Genomic DNA, 19,898 nt, shown 5'->3' with positions numbered 1-19,898 from the left:
TTCTATTCGGTGGTGGTGGCCGCGAACCTGCGGGTGTGGCGGCCGATGGGCCGGGCCGTGAGCAGGCCGGTGACGGGATCGGCGTCGACGCGGATGTCGATGCCGTAGGCGGCGGTGAGGTTCTCGGCGGTGAGGACCTCCGCCGGGGTGCCGGCGGCCTTGACGCGGCCTTCCTGGAGCAGGACGGCGCGGTCGGCGACGGCGGCGGCCTGGTCGAGGTCGTGGAGGACGACGCCGACGGCGGTGCCGTGGTCGTCGGCCAGGTCGCGGACGAGGTCGAGGATCTCGACCTGGTAGCGCAGGTCGAGGTGGTTGGTGGGCTCGTCGAGGAGGAGCACGCCGGTGTCCTGGGCGAGGCAGGAGGCGAGCCAGACGCGCTGGCGCTCGCCGCCGGAGAGGGCCTCCATGCCGCGGTCGGCCATGTCGGTGACGCCGCAGATCGCCATGGCCCGCTTGATCTTCGCGGGGCCGTGCTCGTCGCCGTGGCGCCAGCGGCCGCGGTGGGGGTGGCGCCCGTAGCCGACGACGTCGACGACGCGGATGCCGCCGGGGACGGGCCGGGACTGGGCCAGGAGCGAGACGCGCCGGGCGAAGTCCTTGGGGCTCAGGGTGGCCGCGTCGGTGCCGTCGGGGAAGTCGACGCTGCCCTGGTCGGCCCGGTGGAGGCGCGCGAGGGAGCGCAGGAGCGTGGACTTGCCGGAGCCGTTGGGGCCCAGCAGGGCGGTGACCTCGCCGGGGACCAGGTCGATGTCGGCGTCGTGGACGACGGTGGTGCCGAAGTAGGCGAGTCGGAGGGCGCGGCCGCTCAGGCCGTCGTCGTCAGGCATGTAGGCAAGGCTAACCTATCTCATATTTTCTCGCATCTTGCCTGGTGGAAGGTCACGGAGAGGAAACGTCGCAGGTCAGAAGCCGGTCCGTTTCAGGCGATGAATCCGGTTCGCGCCCAAACGGACAACGTGTCGGTGAGGACGCGCACACCACGCGTAAGAGTGAAATTCGGCGCGGCACTCTGGACTTGACCGTGCCGGGTGGGGTCGACTGGTCCTAGGCGGCGTCGCCCCGATGCACCCCGTGTCGGCGCGGGACGCCAGAGAGGACGGACATGACACCGAATGCGAAGGTGGGGCCTTCGAGTGTCGTCATCGACGAGATATGGACGGTCGAGCGCGTCAAATCGCTCGGCGTGATGACGAATGTCGAGACGGCCGCGCAGATCCTCGGGATCGGCAGGACGGTCGCATACCGGCTGGCGAAGGACGGGGACTTCCCCGTCCAGGTCCTCCGCATCGGCCACAGCTACCGGGTCCCGGTGCTGCGGCTGCTCGAACTGCTGGGCGCACCGGATTCCATGGGGGAACGCGACCGGGTGATGATCGACTAGCAGGAACGACGATGACGGCGGCCCCGCACCCTTGGGGAGGGGGTGCGGGGCCGCAGTCGCGTCCGGATCAGCGCTTCTTGCGCTTGTCCTTGTGTTGGAAGTGAACGAACAGGCGCCCGAAGTTCTTCGAGTCCTTGTCCACCCGGTGGTACAGGGCCTTGACCTCTTTCTGGTCGAGGAACCGCAGCACCTTCTTCTTGAGCTGGCCCGATCCCTTGCCGGGAATGATCTCGACCAGGTCGATCTTCTTGGCGACCGCCTCGTCGATGACGTCCCTCAGGGCCTTCTCGATCTGGCCGCCCTTGTTGAAGATGTCGTGCAGGTCCAGCACCAGTTTCGCCATGGTCCGAGCCTAAGCGCCGGCGCGCGGGATGTCCGGCTCGATGTAGATGAGCTTGGCCTTGGGGACGGCGGCGCGGATGCGCGCCTCGGCCGCGTCGATCTCCGCCGCGACCTGCTCGCCGGTCTCGCTGTGGCCGATGCCGATCTTCGCGGCCACGAGCAGCTCGTCGGGGCCCACGTGCAGGGTCTTGAGGTGGATGAGGGAGTTCTCGTCGCCCTCGTTGATCGCGGCCTTGATCGCGTCGATGTCCTCGAGCGTCGCGGACTCGCCGATGAGCATCGAGCGGATCTCGATGGCGAGCACGATCGCGATGAGGACCAGCAGCACGCCGATGCTGAGGGTGCCGAGGGCGTCGAAGACGATGTTCCCGGTGATCCAGGACAGGCCCACGCCGAAGAGCGCCAGGACGAGGCCGACGAGCGCGCCGATGTCCTCCAGGAGGATCACGGGCAGCTCGGGCGAGCGCGAGCCCTTGATGAACTGCACCCACGACTGCTTGCCCCGCACCGCGTTGGACTCCTTGACGGCCGTGCGCAGGGAGAACGATTCGAGGATGATCGCCACGACCAGCACGATGACGGCGACCAGGGGCGTGGTCAGCTCCCCGTGGTGGGACAGCTTGTGGTAGCCCTCGTAGAGCGCGTAGACGCCGCCGATGGAGAACAGGACGATCGAGACGATGAACGCGTAGATGTAGCGTTCGCGCCCGTAACCGAAGGGGTGTGCGGGGCTGGCGGCCTTGCGGGAGGCCTTGCCGCCGATGAGGAGCAGGACCTGGTTCGACGCGTCGGCCACCGAGTGGACGCCCTCGGCGAGCATGGACGCCGAACCGGTGATCCCGGCCGCCACGAACTTGCTGATCGCGATACCCGTGTTGGCCAAGAGCGCCGCCACGATCGCCTTGGTGCCGCCTTCTGCTGACATCTGGTCGTCATTCCTTCCACTGAATGCGCGCCCCGCATCCAGGTGGGGGCCTGAACGAGTCTGTCATGGCGCCGCAACCTTCCGACGAGGCCTCAGCTCACGTCCCGCATGGTCGTCAACGCAACATGTGCTCGAGGTTTCGAACGTGTCATGTCCGCTGCTAATCTTGAGGGGTAAGGCGACGCCCCGGGGGATTCGGTCCTCCGGACAGGGCGAAGGGAAGTACACCGCCAAGGGGAGCCCAGGCTCCTCGGCCGGGGGCCCGTTTCGGGCCGTCAGCCCCTGTACGGACCCAGCCCGCGTCACCGACGCGCGAACCGAGTGGTGGACCGGTTCCGGCAATGAAAGGCCCTTACGGGCCTCGCCGTGAACCTACCGCTCGGAAGGCCGCCAGTGACCACCCTCGATCGCCCCGTCTCCAACCTCGCCGTCTCGGCGCCCGCCGCCGCGCCCGAACGCGCCACGCTCAGGCAGTGGCTCGCCGTGGCCGCCGTCGCCCTCGGCGTGTTCGTCGTCATGACCTCCGAAGTCCTCCCTGTGGGACTGCTCACCACGATCGGCTCCGAGCTCGGCGTCAGCGCCGGCACCGCGGGCCTCATGGTGACCGTTCCCGGCCTCGTCGCCGCGCTGGCGGCCCCCCTCGCGGTCGTCTTCACGCGCCGCCTCGACCGCCGCCTGGTGCTCATCGGGCTCGCCGTGCTCGTCGCGGGCGCGAACATCGGCGCCGCGACCGCGACCGGTTTCGGGCCGCTCCTGGCCGCCCGCGTCCTCGTCGGGCTCTCGATCGGCTCGTTCTGGGCCGTCGCCGGCGGCATCGCGATCCGCCTGGTCCCCGAGCGGGACGTGCCGCGCGCGACCGCCGCGGTCTACGGCGGCATCGGCGCGGCCACCGTGCTCGGCGTCCCGGCCGGGACGCTCATCGGCGACCACTTCGGCTGGCGCGCGGCCCTGTGGGCGCTCGTCGGTCTCGCGGTCGCCGCCATGGCCGCGATCGCGCTGCTGGTGCCGAAGCTCCCGTCCAACACCACGGTCTCGTTCGCTTCGCTGCCGAAGCTGGTGCGCCGCAACAAGAGCGTGCGCACCGGCCTGGCCTTCACCTTCTTCATCGTGACCGGGCACTTCATCGCCTACACGTTCATCAGCCCGATCCTCCAGGCGAACGGGATCGCCGCCTCGCAGGTCAGCGGCCTGCTGCTGGCGTTCGGCGCGGCGGCGCTCATCGCCACCGTCGCCTCGGGCTCGCTCATCGGCCGGCACCTGCGGCCGACCCTCGCGGGCCTGGGCGTCGCGATGGCGATCGGCATGGCGCTCTTGGCCTTCGCCGTGGGCGACCTGTTCTCCGCGACGGCCGTGCTCCTGCTGTGGGGCGCGGGCTACGGCCTGGTCTCCCCGGCCGTCCAGACCTGGTTCATGAAGTCCGTCGAACCCGGCGAGGTCGAGATCGCGACCTCGCTGAACACGGTCATGTTCAACCTGTCGATCGCCGCGGGCTCCTTCGCCGGGGGCTTCGTGGTGGACGCGACCGCCCCCGGCGGCGTCCTGTGGATCGGCGCGGCCCTGCTCGTCCCGGTGATCGTCCTGGCCGCCAAGGGCATCCGGACGCGTCAGGCCGCGACCGCGATCTGACGCCGGACGCTCAGGCGCAGGCCGACGAGGAGCCAGGCCAGACCCGCCTGCCCTTCGGTGGCCGCCCAGGTGACGACGTGGGCGTACGGTTCGCCCAGCGCCAAGCCGGCGCCGACTCCTGCGAGCAGCACCGGCAGGCCGCAGGTCAGGGCGACCGCGACCGGGCGCGGCACCGCCGCCGCCCGCAGGCACGCCAGGCCGAGCACTGTCGCTCCCGCGTACATCAGGTGCGCGAGCGACCAGGCCGGAATCCCGGCGAGGGCCGCGACCGCTTCGTAGCGCTCGGGCAGCGATGGTCCGACCAGGTTCACGAGGTATCCGACGACCGTCGCGACCAGGCCGAAGCGGACCAGTCCGGCGCCCCAGGCGCCGAGGCGGCCCAGCTCCGCGCGGTGGCGCCGGTGGAACGCGCCGAACCCGATCAGGACCGCCGACACGGCCGCCAGTCCCGCAACGTTCGAAACGGCGTAGCCCGCGGAGCCCGAGGGCTGGTCGGCGAAGTACCCGGCCGCGGCGAACACGACCGCGCCGATCGCCGTCGCCGGGCCCGTGAACCGGCCTCGTTCAGAATCGTCCACATTGGTATAGGTATGGGGTCGGGTTCGCATCGCGGTTCGGTCTCCTGTCGTCCAAGGGACCGCCGCGCGGCGACCCTGCGCCCTACGCTGCCGTTCCCCCGTCGCGGCGGCCTCCCCCGCACGGGCCGACGGCCTCCCCCGGGCGGGGGAGTCGAACACGTTGGCGCCGTTGGACAGCGGCGAGGCCCGGGTGTGATCAGGCGTCGCCGTCGAACGCGGCCCGATGCGCGTCGATCGCCGCGCGATGCTCCGCGGCCCAGCCCGCGAGGGCCACCGCGTGCGGCAGGAGGGAGACGGCGAGCGGCGTCAGCGCGTACTCGACGCGGGGCGGGACCTCGGGGTGGGACGTGCGCGTGACCAGCCCGTCGCGGTGGAGCCTGCGCAGCGCCAGCGCGAGCATCCGGTGCGAGACGCCGGGCAGGCGCCGCTTCAGCTCGGTGTAGCGCAGGCGGCCGTCGTGGAGCGTGGCGAGGATCAGCAGGGTCCACTTGCCGCCGATGCGGTCCACGAGATCGCCCACGGTCCGGCCCTGGTCGCCGCGGATCAAGCAGAGATTCTTGAACTCAGGCACTGAAACCCCACGAAACTCCTGCTCACAGGCTTGTAAGTTTTGTACGCCCTTCGATTCTCGCCTACGATGTGCGCACTCGCAAATCGCGGGAACGAGAAGAGGGTTCTCATGGTCGTCGCCTACTGGATCGTCGCCGGGCTGCTGGTGCTGCTGTACCTGTTCGCCGGGGGGAGCAAGGTCGTGCGCTCGAAGGAGCAGCTGCGGCCGATGATGGGCTGGGTCGACACCGTCCCGCTCTGGTTCGTGCGTGCGCTCGGCGCCGTCGAGGTGCTCGGCGCGATCGGGCTCGTCCTGCCGCCGCTCACGGGCATCGCGACCTGGCTCGCGCTCGTCGCGGCGGTCGGCCTGCTGGTGGTCCAGTTCGGCGCGATCGCGCTGCACCTCAAGCGCGGCGAGGCCGGCGTGCTCGGGCTGAACGTCGTGACCGCGGTCCTCGCGGCGGCGGCCGTCTGGCTGTCGACCGTGTGGCTCTAAGCGGGGACCGGCAGCCGCCGGAACGGTTCGGGGCCGCCGGCCGGGGCGCCGGACCCGGTGTCGCAGGCGGGGTTGAGCTTGCGGAACTGCCCTGGGGGCGAACTGAACTCGCGCTTGAACGCCGCCGCGAACGCGAACTCCGACGCGTAGCCGACCTGCCGGGCGACCGAGGCGAGCGGCGCGTCCGTGTCGGTCAGGAGCCGAGCGGCGAGCGTGAGCCGCCACGAGGTCAGGTAGCCCTGCGGCGGCTGGCCCACCAGTTCGGTGAAGCGCCGCGAGAACGCCGACCGCGACAATCCGGCGACCTCGCCGAGCGACGCCACGGTCCACTGCCGCGCCGGGTCGGCGTGGATCGCCTCCAGGGAGGCCGCGATCGAGTCGTCCGCCAGGGCCTGGGCCCATCCGCTGAACCCGCACTGGTCGTGGCGGGCGCCGTGGATCGCCCGCAGCAGGTACATCAGGACGGCGTCGAGCAGCGCCGGCACGAGCGTGTCCCCGCCGCGCAGCTCCTCGGCGAGTTCGCCGTCCAGCATGGCGACCGCCTGGGCCAGTTCCGGACGCTCGGCCGGATCGGCCTTGACGTGCACGAAGTCCGGCAGGGTCGCGATCAGGGGGTGGGCGCGGTTCGGGGCGAGTTCGTATGCCATGCACAGCATGACGTGGGTGGCCTCCGGGTTGTCGGAGCGGATCACCGCCCCGGCGAACTCGGCGGACTCGTCGCACGGGGGTCCCGGCGGGGTGAGGGGCGAGTCGGCGACGAGGTGCGGGCTGCCGTGGGGGACGAGCAGCACGTCGCCGGGATCGAGCGTGAACGACTTGCCGTCCGCGGCGGTCGCGACGGCCGAACCGCGCACCATGACCTGCACGCCGAACCCGTTCGGGCGGCCGCGGCGGTGGTCGGACCACGGCGCGACCTGAGCGAAGCGGCCCGCGAAGGGGCGCCCGGTCCGCAGCACCGCCATGACGTCGCTGATCAAGTCCATCGCTCCAGGGTATCCGCAGCGGGACGATGGCGTATGAAGTGAGGACGCTCGCGGATTGGCCTGCGGCGCATGCGCCTCTATGGTCGATGCAGTTCCCCGAAACGAAGTCCGAGCCAGTGGAGACATGATGTCCGAAGTAGACGAACAAGCGCGATCCGAGACCCGCTCGGCCGCTCCCGTGTGGCGCCCCAGGCTCGTCGCGCTCGTGGCCGCCGCCGCCGGCGCCGCCCTGGTGTCCGTGATCGCCTCGGCGGCCGGCGCCGACATGGTCGTCGCCAACCCGGGCCAGGACCCGATGACCATCGGGCCGGTGCCCGCGCTCGTCGCGGCCTTGATCGCGGGCGGCCTCGGCTGGCTCGCCCGGGCGCTGCTCGACCGGTTCGCGCCGCGCAGGGCCGTGCTGCTGTGGTGCGTCGGCGCCGCCGTCGCCTTCATCGTCGAGCTGGTCCCGCCGCTGATCACCGAGGCCGATGCGGCCACGAAAGGCTCGCTGCTGGTGATGCACGTCGTCGTCGCCGCGATCCTGGTCCCGGTCTTCGCGAAGCGCCGGCCGGACCGCGAGGCCTGAGCCGCACGTCGGGCCGGGCGCCGCGAGTCGCCCGGCCCGCCTCGTCGAAGCGGACGGCGGTCCCTGATGCAACCGATCGGTTGCACGTCTCCTTTGAATGTGCAACACTCGGGTTGCACATGAAGGAACGAGAAGGGAACCGCACCATGAGCCAGGACCGCATCGAACGCGACATCCTCATCGCCGCGCCCATCGAACACGTCTGGGACCTCGTGGCCCAGCCAGGATTCTGGGTCGCCCTCGACGCCGCCGCACCCGGCACCGCCGAGGAGGGCCAGGAGACCGTCGCGACCCATCCCGAGTACGGCTCGTACCCTGTCCGCGTGGAGAAGACCGACCCGCCGACCTACCTCGCCTACCGCTGGGCCAGCGCCTTCGAGGGCGCGCCGCTGCGCGAGGACAACACCACGCTCGTCGAATTCCTCCTCACGACCGAGGACGACCACACCCGGCTGCGCGTGGTCGAGACCGGATTCGCCGCCCTCGCCGGTGACGAGACCGTGCGCGAGCAGGCGTTCAAGGACAACACCGGCGGCTGGGCCGAAGTCCTGGACCTCTTCAGGACCCGAGCGGAGCAAGCCGCCGCGTGACCGGAACCGACCACTCCTCCGACGCGTCGACCGACGGCGTCCTCGCCGCGCTCGCCGATCCGACCCGGCGCCGCCTGCTCGACCTGCTCGCCGACGGCGGTGAGGCCACCGCGACCGCGCTCGCCGAACGGCTGCCCGTCAGCCGCCAGGCGGTCGTCAAGCACCTCGCGGTCCTCGCCGCCGCCGGACTGGTCGTCGGCGGCCGGGTCGGGCGCGAGGTGCGGTACTCGGTGCGGCCCGAGGCGCTGAACGCCACGGCGCAGTGGATGGCCGCGCTCGCGAGCGACTGGGACCGGCGCCTCGCGGCGGTCAAGCGCGCCGCCGAGGCGGCCGCGCCGGAGGCGGACCGGGGCTGAGGACGCGGGTCGACGCGAGGAGCCGGGCGGCCGACCCGGAGTGACGATCGGGCCCGCTCGGGCGCCGGTTCACGGGCGGCCGCACGTGGACCGCCTGTGGCACACTACCGCCAAGAGCCACGGACGACCTCCCACTCCCAGCGGAAAGCCCTCATGCCAGACACGAATTCGGAACTGCGCCAGACCTTCAACCGCATCTGCGCCCAACCGTCCGGCGAGTCCCGGACCGTCGCGCTCGAGACGCTCCTGGAGGCGGTCGACGCGACCGGCGAGCAGCCGCTGCTCAACGAGATCCTCGCCGAGATCGTCAACGCCTTCCGCTGGTCGGAGGACTCGCTGCGCCACCTCTCGGCGTACGGGCGGCTGCTGCGCAACTACGACACCGCGCCCGAGTGGTTCGACGAGCACACCCTCTACAAGCTCCACTGGGCCCTGCACACGATCGGGCTGAAGATGCTGGGGCGCCACGACGTGCCGCTCGCGTCGATCGAGGCGTACCTCCTCCAGATGCGGCGCCACTACGCCGAGGCCGGCCACTCCGTGCACCCCGCCCACCAGATCGAGTACGACCTCGCCGTCCAGCTCGGCGACGGCGAGCGCGCCGCCAAGGCCCTCGCCGCACTGCACTCGACCGAGATCAACCGCCTCGACGACTGCGAGCCGTGCGTCCACAGCGCCATGGGCTCCATCTACGCCGGGGCCGGCGACCACGAGCGGGCGATGCAGCAGTGGGCGCCGGTGCTCGAAGGCGGCCAGCGCTGCCTGAGCGAGCCGTACCGGGCGCTCGCGGACTCCCTGATGCCGCTGGTCGAGCTCGGGCGGCTCGACGAGGCCCGCGCGAACCACCTGCACGGCTACCAGATCATCCGCGACAAGGACGAGATGGTCCTGCCGCTCGCCCAGCACGTGCGCTTCTGCGCGCTCACCGGCAACGAGGCCCGCGCGGTCGAGCTCTTGCACGCCCGCGCGGTCGTGTTCACCCTCGCCCTCGACCCGATCTTCCGGCTCCGGCTGCTCGAATCCGTTCAGCTCGCCTGCGCGGCGCTCATCGCCCGCGGCGGCGGCGACGTCCAGGTGCCCGGCCCCGACGGTCGCAACGCGCGCGCCGACGCGGCCTTCGACCGGATCGACGCCGAGCGGCGGGACCTCTGCGAGCGCTTCGACCGCCGCAACGGCAACGACCTCATGTCGCGCCGCTCCGCCGAGCGGATCGCGTACACCACGGCCCACCCGCACGTGCCGCTCGGACTGAAGGCCGCGATCGCGGATGCGCCCCAGGTCCGCGAGTCCCGCGCCGAAGCCCCGGCTTCCACCGCAGCGGATCTCGAATGCCTGCTCGCCGAGGCGCGGGCGGCCGGCGCCGCCTTCGCGGACGACCGCCTCGAACGCTGGGGACGGGTCGGCGAGGCGGCCGAGCGGCTCGGCGTCGCGCTCGAACCGTCCGACGAGGCGGAGGTGCTGGTGTTCCGGCTCAACGACACCGACGACCCGGACCGCAAGCGGGCGCTCACCGTGCGGGCCGCCGACCTGTTCCGCAAGGCCGACCGCGAGGGCCGGGCCCTGACCTTGGAAGCCTCCATGCTGCGGTCGGACGAGGACGCCGACGTCGAGGCCGTGCGCGCCGAGGCCGCGGGCCTGCTCGGCGTCGCCGAACGGCTGGCCGACGCCGATCCGGTCCACTCGCTGCGGGGGAGGGTCTCCGTCCACTCGGCCCTCGCCGAACTCGGCGAAAGGCGCGGCATCGAGCCCGATGCGCGACTGCGCGAGGCGATCGCCGCACTCGACGCCGACCTCGCCGCGCGGCCCGACGAACGCGGCGTCACCGAGGCGCGCGTGCGACTGCTGCTGGTCATGGCGAGGGTCGTCGAGTCCGACGACGATCGGAACGCCGCGATCCGCGCGGCGTACGAACTCGCCTGCGCCGCCGACCACGCACTGGAGACCGTGGTCAGCGCCCTCTGGTACAACGTGCTGCTCAGGAATGAGGAGCGGCGGGAAGAGGCGCTGGCGGTCGCCGAGAAGGGCATGGCGGCCGCACGGCCCGGGATGAAGGACGCCACGATCGGGGCGATCCATTCCGCGGCGGCTGAAACCGCTGTCTCCCTTGAACATTGGTCCCGGGCCGAGCTGTACGCGGTACAGGCCGCGCGGTACCACGACCGCAGCGGACAGAGCCGCCTCGCTACGATCGCGCGGCACATGGCCGGCGTCGCCATGGCCGAGCAGGGACGCAACGAGGCCGCGGTCCACGTCCTGTGGGCGGTCTTGGAGGAGCTGGCGGAGGCCGACGACGAGGACGAGCAGTGGCGGACGGTCGACGTCCGGATCCTGCTCGGCGACTGCTACAAGCAGCTGGGCGATCGGGAAGAGGCCTCCAAGCAGGCCCTTGAAGCGTTGCGGCTCATGGACGGCGGCATTCGGCATCCGAACGCGACTCAGTACGCGCGAACGGCCCACCAGACCGGAGAGCTGCTCGAGGAGATGGGGGACGTGGCTTCCGCGGTGCTCGCCTTCGGCCGCGCCGAACGGGCCTGGCGCGAACGCGGTGTGGTTCCCGCGGCGGCCTGGTCGGTCCGGGCGGCCATCTGGGCCCGGGTGGAGGTGGACGAGGCGGATGAGGAGGCCGACTCCGCGGCGTTCGCCGCGCTGGCGGCCGAGCTTCGCACCCAATGGGGCGACGAGGAGCTGGCTCCGTCCTATAGGGAGTTCTGCCGCGCCGATCTGGCGGAGACGCTGCTCCAGCACGGCAGCTACCTGGCCGACGACGCCGCGGCGATCCCGTTGCTGCGCGAGGCGCTCGAGGTGTTCCGCGAGGGCGAGTACGGCATCGGCGCCCGGGAGCTCTCGGGCGCGCGCGAGCTGATGCGGCGCCTCGCCGAGACGGGCGACGCCGAGGGTGCCGCCGCGGTGGCCGAGCAGACCCTGGGACGGCTCGAACCCGACGAGAACCCCGGCTTCCGCAAGCGGGTCGAGGAAGCCGTCGCCGAGTACCGCGACGCGGCGGCGTCGGACCGGCCGGGCTCCGACCGGTCGGAGTGATTAGGCCTGCTTGCCCGGTTTTCTGCCGGTTTCCTGCCGGTGTTCCGCCTCGATATTTCCCTCTTGTGTCGAAATGATGGTGTTGAAGGCCCATTCGACTGCCTATGCAGTCGCAATCCGGGCCGGTCGCATGGATCGGACTGGTCAATGTCGGATGAGCCTTCGCACAGCCCCTGCAAAGAGGAGGAGCAACTCATGACCACAAGATCGAGACTGTGGGCGACGCTGGCCGTGCCGCTCGCGATGGTCCTCGCGGCCGGGCTCGGCGTCGCCGGGCCGGCTGCGGCCGACACCGGCACCGGCGAGCCCGCGGCGGCCGAGGAGGCCGAACTCGGTGCGGTACTGGACGTCCAGTACGAACCGCAGCCGGACGGCTACATCGAGGTCACCGAGTACGAGAACGCCACCGAGGTCACGGCGGTCGCCGCCGCGTGCACGATGACGGTACGCGCGTACAAGCCCACGAAGTCCGGGACGAACCTCCGCGGCGAAGGCTACTTCAAGCTGTCAGGGTGCGGCAGCAGCCCGTTCAAGGTGATCTTCAGCCTTGAGATCTACGTCAACGGCTACTGGTTGGAAGTCGCCAGTTACGACTATTCGGTGACTCCGCCGGCCAGTGGCTATCCGCGCGTCGTCGCGCCTTGCAAGAGGGGGTCTTACAGTACCGAGCTGCTCGTCCAGCGGGGTAGCGAGGACGCGTACCAGACCAGCGACATCTTGAACGTGTCGTCGTGCTGATGAACAACGGAGAGAGAAGGACCATGAAGTTTCGACGACTGATCGCCAAGACGGCGATCACGCTGATGGTGTTCGGGGCCGGATCGCTCGCCGCCGTCATTCCGGCCTCGTCGGCGGCCGCCGAGTCGCCGGCGGCCCCCGCCGCCTGCACGGTCAGCACCAGTATCAGCGGGCCGACCAAGGTCGGGGGGACCGTCTCGACCGTCTTTCGGATGAGCGTATCCGGGTGCTCCGGCAGGTACTGGACGGAGTACTCCAACGTCTCCGGGCCCGGGGCCTCCGACGACGGGCGAACGGTGACCTACCGCGGGGATCACACCGTCACGGTCAACATGACCGTGACGTGCCGGACCGGCACCTACAACGCCTATCTGCAGATCATCGGCGACGGTTTCGACGGGTTCAGGGAGTCGTCGAAGCGCATCACGTGCTGATCTGAGCGCTCGAGCGGGTTCCGGACCCGCGTCGGACGGCCCGCCGACGCGGATTCGCGAAGGCCGCCGCCGCGAGAATCGCGGCGGCGGCCCTCGGTATCGCCTTCAGGCCGGAAGGGCCACGGGCGCAACCGCTCTCATTCCCGTGTCGTCGCCGGTTCGGGACCGGCCCCCAGGAGTCTCCACAGGCCTTCGCCCAGTTCGGCCAGGATGAACTGGCGGCAGACGCCGACGGCGCCGTCGAAGCCGCGGAAGCCCCGGTCGCGGGCCGCGGCGTCGCATTCCTCATCGGAGGATTCGCCCAGGCGCCACAGCTGCAGCAGGAACTGGCGGACCGCACCGGATTCCAGGCGCTGCACGCTGACGCCGAGCGCGGCGGCGCGGTCGTTGACCGAGTACGCCCGCGCGACCGCCTCCACCGCGGCGGCATCGGGCTCCTCCGCCGGCCAGTCGCGCCCGGGCATGATCGCGCCGGAGCCGGTGCTGCGAACCAGGATGCGCGCCAACGCCTCTCGGGCGTCGAGCGCGGCGTCCTCGGCTGCGGTGAGCCAGTGCCGTCGCTGCTGCGCGGTGAGGTCCTCCACGCGCAGGCCGCTGTCGGCGGCGGCGCGCTCGGCCGACGCCGTCAGCTGCGCGGCGGTGCGCCCGTCCGCCGAGGGCTCGCCGACGATCCAGGCCAGCACGCGGTCGCGCCACCGCCGCGGGTAGTCGGCGTCGAAGATCTGCCGGTACTGGCGCTGCGCCAGCGCCGAGACGTGCCGCGCGCCCCGAGTCGGTCCCGCGTGGCGGTCGGTCCACTCCGCCAGGTGCTCGGTCCGCCATTCCCGCTCGACCCAGTCGCCCGGGTCCGCCGGCGCGAACGCGCCCTGGGCGAGGAGGCGCAGCGCGGCGAGGGCGTCGCGCCGCTTGGCGCCGCGGACGTCGGGGTGCTCGGCCAGCCAGGAGCGGAACGCGGTGATGCCGGGGGCCTCCAGCGCCGCCAGGCGCCGGGGACTGCGCTCGGTGTAGTGCACTGCGCGCATCGCCGCGGCGATGGCGGCGCGTTCGGCGTCGTCGACGGCGCCCGCCCGGTGTGCGTCGAGCAGCTGGGACTCCAGGTCGACCATCGCCGCCGACAGCTGCTCGACCTCGCCGCCCTGCGTGTGGGTCACGGCCACATCGGCATCGGCGTCGGTGACGCCCTCCTTGTACATCCGGTAGACCTCGCCGACGCCGATCATGCCGTACACGTCGAGTTCGGCCGCGCGCAGCGCGCCCATGCTGGAGCACCCCACGACGGTGGCGCCTGCCGCCATGAGCGCCAGGATCTCCTTGTGGCGCACCGAGGCCGACTGATGGAAGACGCCGTCGATGATGAGCACCAGGTCGCCGTGACCGGCGTCGAGGCGCAGGGCGTCCCCGTGGCGGATCGGCGGGTGCACCACCGCCTCGGGCAATGCCGCGCGGACCTCGGCCGGGCTGAGCGTGGGGCCGCAGAAGACGTGCGCTGTCACTGGCTACTCCGGTCGCGGCAGTTCATGGCGGGAGAGGAACGCGAGGCCCGGGCTCACGGTCTTCACCACGGCGAAGTCCTCGGCCGCGTCGGGCGGTGTCAGGTCCACCCGCATCGGCGCGGTCCCGGTGGCGGTGGTGATCAGCTCCACCAGGCGGTCCATCTCCTCGCCGTCGGTGTCGGCGGGGGAGTCGGACGCCGCCGCCGCCTCGGACCACGGCGTCATCCTGGGGTCCGCGCTCGGGGCTCGGACCATTTCGCCTTGGTAGACACGGGGATCGAGGTCGTCGCGGGTGCCGGCGATGAAGGTCAGCCGGGACTGGGCGGCCTCCGTGACGGCCCGGGACAGCGCGATCTCGGGGGACATGTGCGCTCCCGCTCCGCCGAACATCGTGCCCATGTCGGGCATCCACAGATGGCAGGTGAAGCACTTGACCGGTCGCCACCGTTCGAGGGAGGCGTCGGTGATCTCCAGCCAGCCGCCCGCCGACCGGATGCGCCCGATGAGGTCGGCGCATTGCGGATCGGACACCGAGTCAGGGTCCACAATGGTGCGATCACCGACCGGTCGCAGGGCCAGCGCGGCGGTGCAGTCGCGTTCGATCTGCTCGTACAGCGCGTGAACGGTGGCCTCGGCCACGGTGTTCCCCGAGGCCAGTCCGTTGGAGCTGGACGAGAGGTGGTGGCCGCGCCAGGCCGTGCCGGTCATGCCGAGGTGCACCGATTCGCGCGGGACGAGGGTTTCGCCGCCGGTGAGGATCTCGGCGGTGATCCAGTCGAGCCGGGTGCGGTCGGTGAGCAGGCTGCCTTCCACCTGCTCCAGATCGGTGACGGCGTACGGCAGGTCCAGTTCCGCCGCACCGATGCCTTCCCGCTCCGCCTTCGGCACGGCGTGCTCCGCGTGCCACAGCTCGACGGCCTCCATGGCGGCCGAGACCCGGGCGTGGGTGAGGGTCGCCCCTTTCCCCTGCGAGACCGACAGGGTGGTGGCCAAGGGCCGCACCGACATCACCACCGGGATGCCGATGACGTCCAGACCGGTCACGTCGGCGAGGCGGGTGATCCCGTAATCGCCGAGTCGACGGGTGATGCGCTCCAGGGTGTCGAGCGGATCCCGGGTCCGGCGGGTGCCCGCGAATGTCGTCAACTGCGGCACTGGCATCTCCTGGGGGTGGATCGGCGGCGATGCGCCCGTGGAGCCGGGGCTCCACGGGCGCGGAGACTCGGCTCGGCGGCCGCATCGCTCAGTTGTAGGCGGGAGCTTCGCTGTGGGTGTGGGCCCACACGGAGATGGCGTGCACCAGGCTGTCGCCGGGGTCGGCGGCGGGGGCGTCCGCGCCGGCCACGGGGCCGCCCGCGGCGTCGGTGGAGCTGATGAGGCGGCCGATGAACTGGTCGGTGACTTCGACGTGCTGTGCGGTGTTCATGACGTATGTACTCCAATGTGACAGGGGATGCAGGATGGCTTTTCAGTCTGGCGACGAACGGCGGCCTTCGCAAGGCGGGACACCGGCGGAACAGCGGCAGGAATTCGCGGCCGGGCGGCCGGGCGGATGACCTGCGAATGAAGGCTGCGCAGGTCACGAAGGCCCTCGCCGCATCCTCGGGCTCCATGTATGACCAGGATCATTTTTGAACAAGTTCAACTATGAGGGTAAGTTGCAGTAGGACAGTGAAGGACCGTTCCATACCCCCTTGCCTGCCCGTTTCGGGACATTTGACCTCACGAGACCGAACTGCGAGATGCCGATGCGACCCCACCCCGCGAGCAAGAGTCCGACGTATCGACGCCAAGGCTCCACCGCCGTTTCAACAGCCCTGAGCGCGCTGCTCGCCGTATTCCTCCTGGCCGCCGCGACGGCCTGCGCGCTGACGGTCGACGACGCCGACATCGTGGGGACGTTCGAGGAACGAGACGGGGACGCCACCCTCGCGCTGGCCTCAGACGGCACGGGCGCACTGAACGGGTACTACTCGGACTACCCCGAACTGCCCGGGTCCTGGAGTCGGCGTCTCGACGCCATCGAGTTCGTCTCCGACATGGGTCTCACGACGATCCACATCAGTTCCGCAGACGAACTCTGGATACCGACGGACTTGGACCGAGGCGAGCGGCGCGAGTTCGAGCGCACCAGCGACGAAGCGGAGGTGGCCGAATCACCGGCCGAATCCACGGGCGCGGAGGAGCCGGGGGCGCCCTGCACGGAGCTCTCGGCGCTGCTCGACGCGGCAGAGGGGCTCGCCTCGGGCATGGAGGCTGATTTCGGAAGCGATGTCCCCGGAGAGCAGGTGCAGTTCAACGCCTCCGACCTCACGCTGTTCGGGCTTCGAGTCGAAGCCCTCGTCCCCGAGGACATCGCGGCTCATGCCCGCGCACTGGCGGACGCGGGCTCGGCGATCACGGAGGCGATCGAGAACGGCGGCACGCTGTCCGAGATCATGATCGTCTGGATCGCTCCCGAGGTCATAGAGGCCGAGGCGGCCGTGCAGGTCTACCACGACGGCGAATCCGGTTGCGTGCCTTAGACGCGTCCCACTCGGCGCTCAAGCTCTACTCCCGGGAACCGAGAAGGTCCGGCCGCCGATCACGTTGGGGCCGCGACGGGATCTCGGTGAATCGGTCGCAGGCACTGGTCCCGTTGGCGCTGCGGGGTGATGTCCGGGCGGATTGCGGGTGCGTCGCTGATCCGGCGGCGCTGCGCTGAGGGTTCGAGCGGGCAGCGACGAGGGCGTAAGTGGTGGGCGGAGTAGTTCGCCGGTTTCGAGCGTCGCTTCGAATTGCGGTTCGGGCGGCGCCGACGGAGCGTTGTGCGGCGGGCCGGGCCTGCCTTGCCGACCTGGTGCGCCGTCTCGGTCGCGGTCCGAACAGGCAGCGACGATGGGGTGAGTGGTGGAGCGGGGTCGATGTCGGCCTTGGGCGCCGTCTCGGTTGCGGTTCGAGCGGGCGGCGAAGGAGGGGTGGGTGGTGGGTCGAGGGCGCGTCGCTGGTCCGGGCGGCGCTTCGCGGGAGCTTCGAGCGGGCAGCGACGGTGAGGTGTCGGGTGGGCTGGGCGTGTGTTGCCGGGGCCTGCCCGGCTATGCCAGCCTGGTTTGGCCCCGGTTCGAGTTGAATCTGGCCCCAGTGAGGATGTGCTCTCGGTGGTTGTGTTCAAGCTGTTTTTGGCCCCACTCGGGTAGTGGCTCTCGACCGCGTGGTGGTGCCGGTCCGGTGGCCGCCGACCGGTTCGGCCGCGTGATGCGGTACCGCCTGGTCTCGCCGAAGGTCCGCGACCTGGTCAACGCGTTCGACGCCGTCGCCGACGATCGATGAACAACTGCGCGTTCGAGACCGGGACCGGTCCCGGTCGGTGTCATTACGCTTTCGGGCATGGTCTCCCCTTCGAACGCCTCAAGCGGCAACACCGGGTCGGCTTGCGATTTTTGTGGTCGGTCAGAAGGCGACTTCCAACCGGTCCGAGTCTCGCAGTTCCGGCCTCCCTCCAACTGGTACTGCGAGTCATGCAAGGCGCTGTACGACGGACTCGAGGCCCGTTGGGCGTACGAACGGCTGCCGGGGAACCGGCCCTGGCTGCTGCTCGATCCCGGCACCGAAAGAACCGTCGGGCTCTCCCAGGATCCCTACCCGAGCGTCGAAGCGGCCGTAAACGACATCCACAGCGGACTGATCGACGTCGAACCGGTCACCGCCCGGATCGCGGCGGTGAAACTCAGCGTCTTCGCGGAACCGGACCCTCTGCCGCATACCTCCCGCCAGGTAGCGCTCGCGAGCGTCTCCCGTGTCATCGCCGACGCCTTGTTCAGGGACTACGAGTATCACCGAGAAGATCGCGAGCGCCGGAGACGATGGGGTCGCAAAGCCCGGAGTCTCGTCGGCTCGTGGGACGATTCCGTTCGCACCGTGGCACTGTTCGGTGCAGGCAGCGGCATCATGTACCAGAGGGCCGGTGACGACGGCCGCTGGCTGTCGGAGGAGTCCTTCCTCATCGACACCCGACACGCGGTTCACCGCTACACCTACTGGTCCAGGTGAACCCCGCACTTCTCAGCCACCACCCGAATTGAAAGCCGTTCAACACGACGGTCACGTCGGATCGCCGCGAACATCCCCACCTTCGGATCCAGGGGCACCCACGCCTCCCCGCCGCACAGATCCCCTCGATCCTCTCGCAACGCACCAGGCGGGGCCAGAGCCGATTTGAACGAATCCCCGCCAACCACTCGCGGGGCCAACTCATCTCCAACAGGTGGAGCCAGAACCAACTCACCAAACCACCTGCCCGATGGTGGTGTGGCAGTGGCAGTGGCAGTGGCAGTGGCAGTGGGTGTGGTGGTGGGTGTGGTTGCGGTGCATGGTCGCGCCCGCGAGGCGCACTGTGGTGTTGGTGTTGGTGTTGGTGGGTGTGCCGGTGGTGGTCATGTCGGTGTCACCTCCTTCCTGTTCCTGTAGTCGGCGTCCTGCGGTCAGCACCGCCGCACTGGCTCTGGCTCCCGCTCCTGTACTGGTTCTCGCTCCTGCTCCTGTTTCTGCTCCTGTGCTGGTTCCCGTTCCCTGCCCTGGTGGTGCGTGCAGGTTGAGCGGGTACCGGTCGGTGTGCAGGGCAGGGGCGCGAGTCCCGTTGGGGTTCGCGCTGAACCGCGTGCGCGATGGCACGAGGCCGCCAGCCCCCTGAGGCGTGGGCGTGGGCGCTGGACACGGATAGCCGTACCCGGGAGGCGAACCGACCGCATCGGCGGTAGCACTGGCACACGATGCCCGGAGCCCGTTCTCGGGCGTGCGGGTACTGCACCCATGGTGCCGCTAACGCAGGTAATGCCGGTAGTACTGGTGGTGGTGGGTGTTGGTTGGTGCCGGTTGGGGTGCGCGTGGATCGGGCGCAGATGCCTTCCGGTCGTGATCATCGCAGGTGGCGCTTCAGAGGGCCTTTGCCTACGGTATGTGCCTCGTTGAAAACACCAGCCTGCCGGCGCTCGGGGTGATCCCGGCCGACAGGGCACCCCCACCCGATCCGGCCACCCTGGGCCGTACTGCTGCGGGGTCCCGATAGCACTCCCAGAGCGACACACACCAACCCAGACCACGCAATGAAGTGGCAGAGCAGCAGTGTCGGGGTCTCATACAGAGGAACGACTCTCGGCCAGAGGCTTGGCGTAGTCTGCTTACACCGGCCGCCGCCTGTATGAATCCCGTACCCTTGTGCGTACCTCAATTCTCTCTCGCACAGACACCACCCGCAACACCCACACGGGTACAACACCCTCACATTCCGCGCCCACTCCCCTTGTGCTGCAAGCGAACCCGGTCCCACCGGCATCGCCGGTCCGGACGCCGCGCCCCGCCCGCCCCCGGCCCGCCCCGGACCCCGACCCACACCCCACCTCCTCGTCGCCGCCTGCTCGAAGCCCCAGCGAAGCGCCGCCCCGGCCAGCGATGCACCCCGACCCGCTAGCTTGATTTTTAACCTTTGGTGCTGGTCAGGCACTCCCGCTTGAATACGAGCGAAGCCCTTGCTTGATGATTCTTGTTGCGACACAAAGAATCTCAACAGCAAGGGCTTCGTTTGTCTATTCTCCCTGAACCCGGCACCGGCGCGGGAGCCGGGGCGCTGCGGGACTTCCGGGCCGGATTCCATCAGTGCCTGACCGCCCGCTCGGATGCGCTGTTCGAGCTGACCGACGCGGTGCTGTGTAGCTCCGGGCCAGTGGTTTCGCTGCCGGGCTTGTCACTGACCGGGGTGTTCACCCGAGGGCACGGTGCACTCTACGACGCTCTGTCCGCGGGCCGGATCGACGCCGATCGGTTC

Annotated in this window: 21 protein-coding genes and 1 pseudogene; 12 read left to right on the top strand and 10 right to left on the bottom strand. The window is 70.4% G+C overall.

Annotated elements, in window-relative coordinates; translation table 11 throughout:
- Positions 1–2: 2 nt before the first annotated feature.
- The gene (locus tag BLQ63_RS26655; protein ID WP_091040583.1) at positions 3–827 is read right to left on the bottom strand and encodes an ABC transporter ATP-binding protein; all 825 of its coding nucleotides are present in this window, start codon (positions 825–827) and stop codon (positions 3–5) included.
- 275 nt (positions 828–1,102) lie between these two features.
- On the opposite strand from BLQ63_RS26655, the gene BLQ63_RS26650 reads away from it, so the two are divergent.
- Positions 1,103–1,381: a helix-turn-helix domain-containing protein gene (locus tag BLQ63_RS26650; RefSeq protein ID WP_091040582.1), complete on the top strand. Its 279-nt coding sequence runs from the start codon at positions 1,103–1,105 to the stop codon at positions 1,379–1,381.
- Positions 1,382–1,448: 67 nt separating this feature from the next.
- On the opposite strand, the gene BLQ63_RS26645 is transcribed toward BLQ63_RS26650, so the two are convergent.
- Complete coding sequence (locus BLQ63_RS26645; protein WP_091040581.1) at positions 1,449–1,724, bottom strand: Smr/MutS family protein; 276 nt, start codon at positions 1,722–1,724, stop codon at positions 1,449–1,451.
- Positions 1,725–1,733: 9 nt separating this feature from the next.
- The gene (locus tag BLQ63_RS26640) at positions 1,734–2,648 is read right to left on the bottom strand and encodes a cation diffusion facilitator family transporter (protein ID WP_091040580.1); all 915 of its coding nucleotides are present in this window, start codon (positions 2,646–2,648) and stop codon (positions 1,734–1,736) included.
- A gap of 393 nt (positions 2,649–3,041) precedes the next feature.
- Here BLQ63_RS26640 and BLQ63_RS26635 point away from each other — a divergent pair, with 393 nt between their 5' ends.
- Entirely contained in the window at positions 3,042–4,274 is a 1,233-nt protein-coding gene (locus BLQ63_RS26635) for an MFS transporter (protein WP_091040579.1), read from the top strand.
- Here the strand turns inward: BLQ63_RS26635 and BLQ63_RS26630 are convergent.
- Positions 4,253–4,852, bottom strand: coding sequence for a hypothetical protein (locus BLQ63_RS26630; protein ID WP_091040578.1), 600 nt, complete (start codon positions 4,850–4,852; stop codon positions 4,253–4,255). The genes BLQ63_RS26635 and BLQ63_RS26630 overlap by 22 nt on opposite strands.
- Positions 4,853–5,048: 196 nt before the next feature.
- Positions 5,049–5,399 (bottom strand): winged helix-turn-helix transcriptional regulator, encoded by a 351-nt coding sequence (locus tag BLQ63_RS26625; protein WP_218125531.1) that lies wholly within the window; start codon positions 5,397–5,399, stop codon positions 5,049–5,051.
- A gap of 132 nt (positions 5,400–5,531) precedes the next feature.
- Here BLQ63_RS26625 and BLQ63_RS26620 point away from each other — a divergent pair, with 132 nt between their 5' ends.
- Positions 5,532–5,897: a DoxX family protein gene (locus tag BLQ63_RS26620; protein WP_091040576.1), complete on the top strand. Its 366-nt coding sequence runs from the start codon at positions 5,532–5,534 to the stop codon at positions 5,895–5,897.
- Here BLQ63_RS26620 and BLQ63_RS26615 read toward each other — a convergent pair.
- Positions 5,894–6,880, bottom strand: a complete 987-nt coding sequence (locus BLQ63_RS26615) for an AraC family transcriptional regulator (protein WP_091040575.1) — start codon at positions 6,878–6,880, stop codon at positions 5,894–5,896. The two genes, BLQ63_RS26620 and BLQ63_RS26615, sit on opposite strands and share 4 nt — an antisense overlap.
- Before the next feature lie 127 nt (positions 6,881–7,007).
- Between BLQ63_RS26615 and BLQ63_RS28680 the strand changes: the two genes are divergently transcribed.
- From BLQ63_RS28680 to BLQ63_RS26585, 6 genes are all read left to right on the top strand, one after another.
- On the top strand, positions 7,008–7,448 hold the full coding sequence (locus BLQ63_RS28680) for a DUF6069 family protein (protein WP_177155124.1): 441 nt from the start codon (positions 7,008–7,010) through the stop codon (positions 7,446–7,448).
- A gap of 146 nt (positions 7,449–7,594) precedes the next feature.
- A complete protein-coding gene (locus BLQ63_RS26605; protein ID WP_091040573.1) occupies positions 7,595–8,038 on the top strand; it encodes an SRPBCC domain-containing protein in 444 nt (147 codons plus the stop codon).
- The gene (locus BLQ63_RS26600) at positions 8,035–8,394 is read left to right on the top strand and encodes an ArsR/SmtB family transcription factor (protein ID WP_091040572.1); all 360 of its coding nucleotides are present in this window, start codon (positions 8,035–8,037) and stop codon (positions 8,392–8,394) included. Before BLQ63_RS26605 ends, BLQ63_RS26600 begins: the two co-directional genes overlap by 4 nt.
- A 153-nt stretch (positions 8,395–8,547) precedes the next feature.
- On the top strand, positions 8,548–11,433 hold the full coding sequence (locus BLQ63_RS26595) for a hypothetical protein (RefSeq protein ID WP_091040571.1): 2,886 nt from the start codon (positions 8,548–8,550) through the stop codon (positions 11,431–11,433).
- A 195-nt stretch (positions 11,434–11,628) separates the two neighbouring features.
- On the top strand, positions 11,629–12,171 hold the full coding sequence (locus tag BLQ63_RS26590) for a hypothetical protein (RefSeq protein ID WP_091040570.1): 543 nt from the start codon (positions 11,629–11,631) through the stop codon (positions 12,169–12,171).
- 23 nt (positions 12,172–12,194) lie between these two features.
- Positions 12,195–12,605 carry a hypothetical protein gene (locus BLQ63_RS26585; protein WP_091040569.1) on the top strand — a complete coding sequence of 137 codons (411 nt, stop codon included), beginning with the start codon at positions 12,195–12,197 and terminating at the stop codon, positions 12,603–12,605.
- A 137-nt stretch (positions 12,606–12,742) separates the two neighbouring features.
- Here BLQ63_RS26585 and BLQ63_RS26580 read toward each other — a convergent pair whose 3' ends face one another.
- The 3 genes from BLQ63_RS26580 to BLQ63_RS26570 form a co-directional block, all read right to left on the bottom strand.
- Entirely contained in the window at positions 12,743–14,098 is a 1,356-nt protein-coding gene (locus BLQ63_RS26580; protein WP_091040568.1) for a TfuA-like protein, read from the bottom strand.
- Positions 14,099–14,101: 3 nt separating this feature from the next.
- Positions 14,102–15,253, bottom strand: coding sequence for a YcaO-like family protein (locus BLQ63_RS26575; protein ID WP_218125530.1), 1,152 nt, complete (start codon positions 15,251–15,253; stop codon positions 14,102–14,104).
- An 88-nt stretch (positions 15,254–15,341) separates the two neighbouring features.
- Complete coding sequence (locus BLQ63_RS26570) at positions 15,342–15,524, bottom strand: hypothetical protein (protein ID WP_091040566.1); 183 nt, start codon at positions 15,522–15,524, stop codon at positions 15,342–15,344.
- A gap of 316 nt (positions 15,525–15,840) precedes the next feature.
- Between BLQ63_RS26570 and BLQ63_RS26565 the strand changes: the two genes are divergently transcribed.
- Positions 15,841–16,623, top strand: a complete 783-nt coding sequence (locus BLQ63_RS26565) for a hypothetical protein (RefSeq protein WP_091040565.1) — start codon at positions 15,841–15,843, stop codon at positions 16,621–16,623.
- Between the two features lie 841 nt (positions 16,624–17,464).
- Positions 17,465–18,127, top strand: coding sequence for a hypothetical protein (locus BLQ63_RS26560; protein WP_091040564.1), 663 nt, complete (start codon positions 17,465–17,467; stop codon positions 18,125–18,127).
- 231 nt (positions 18,128–18,358) lie between these two features.
- On the opposite strand, the gene BLQ63_RS28675 is transcribed toward BLQ63_RS26560, so the two are convergent.
- The gene (locus BLQ63_RS28675; RefSeq protein ID WP_177155123.1) at positions 18,359–18,514 is read right to left on the bottom strand and encodes a hypothetical protein; all 156 of its coding nucleotides are present in this window, start codon (positions 18,512–18,514) and stop codon (positions 18,359–18,361) included.
- 1,141 nt (positions 18,515–19,655) lie between these two features.
- On the opposite strand from BLQ63_RS28675, the pseudogene BLQ63_RS28945 reads away from it, so the two are divergent.
- Positions 19,656–19,898, top strand: a pseudogene (locus tag BLQ63_RS28945) (NF041680 family putative transposase); the annotation flags it as partial.

It is taken from the genome of Glycomyces harbinensis, assembly GCF_900101745.1.
GTDB lineage: Bacteria > Actinomycetota > Actinomycetes > Mycobacteriales > Micromonosporaceae > Glycomyces > Glycomyces harbinensis.
The sequence above is the reverse complement of the archived record's forward strand: the minus strand, read 5'-3'. Positions and strand labels throughout refer to the sequence as shown.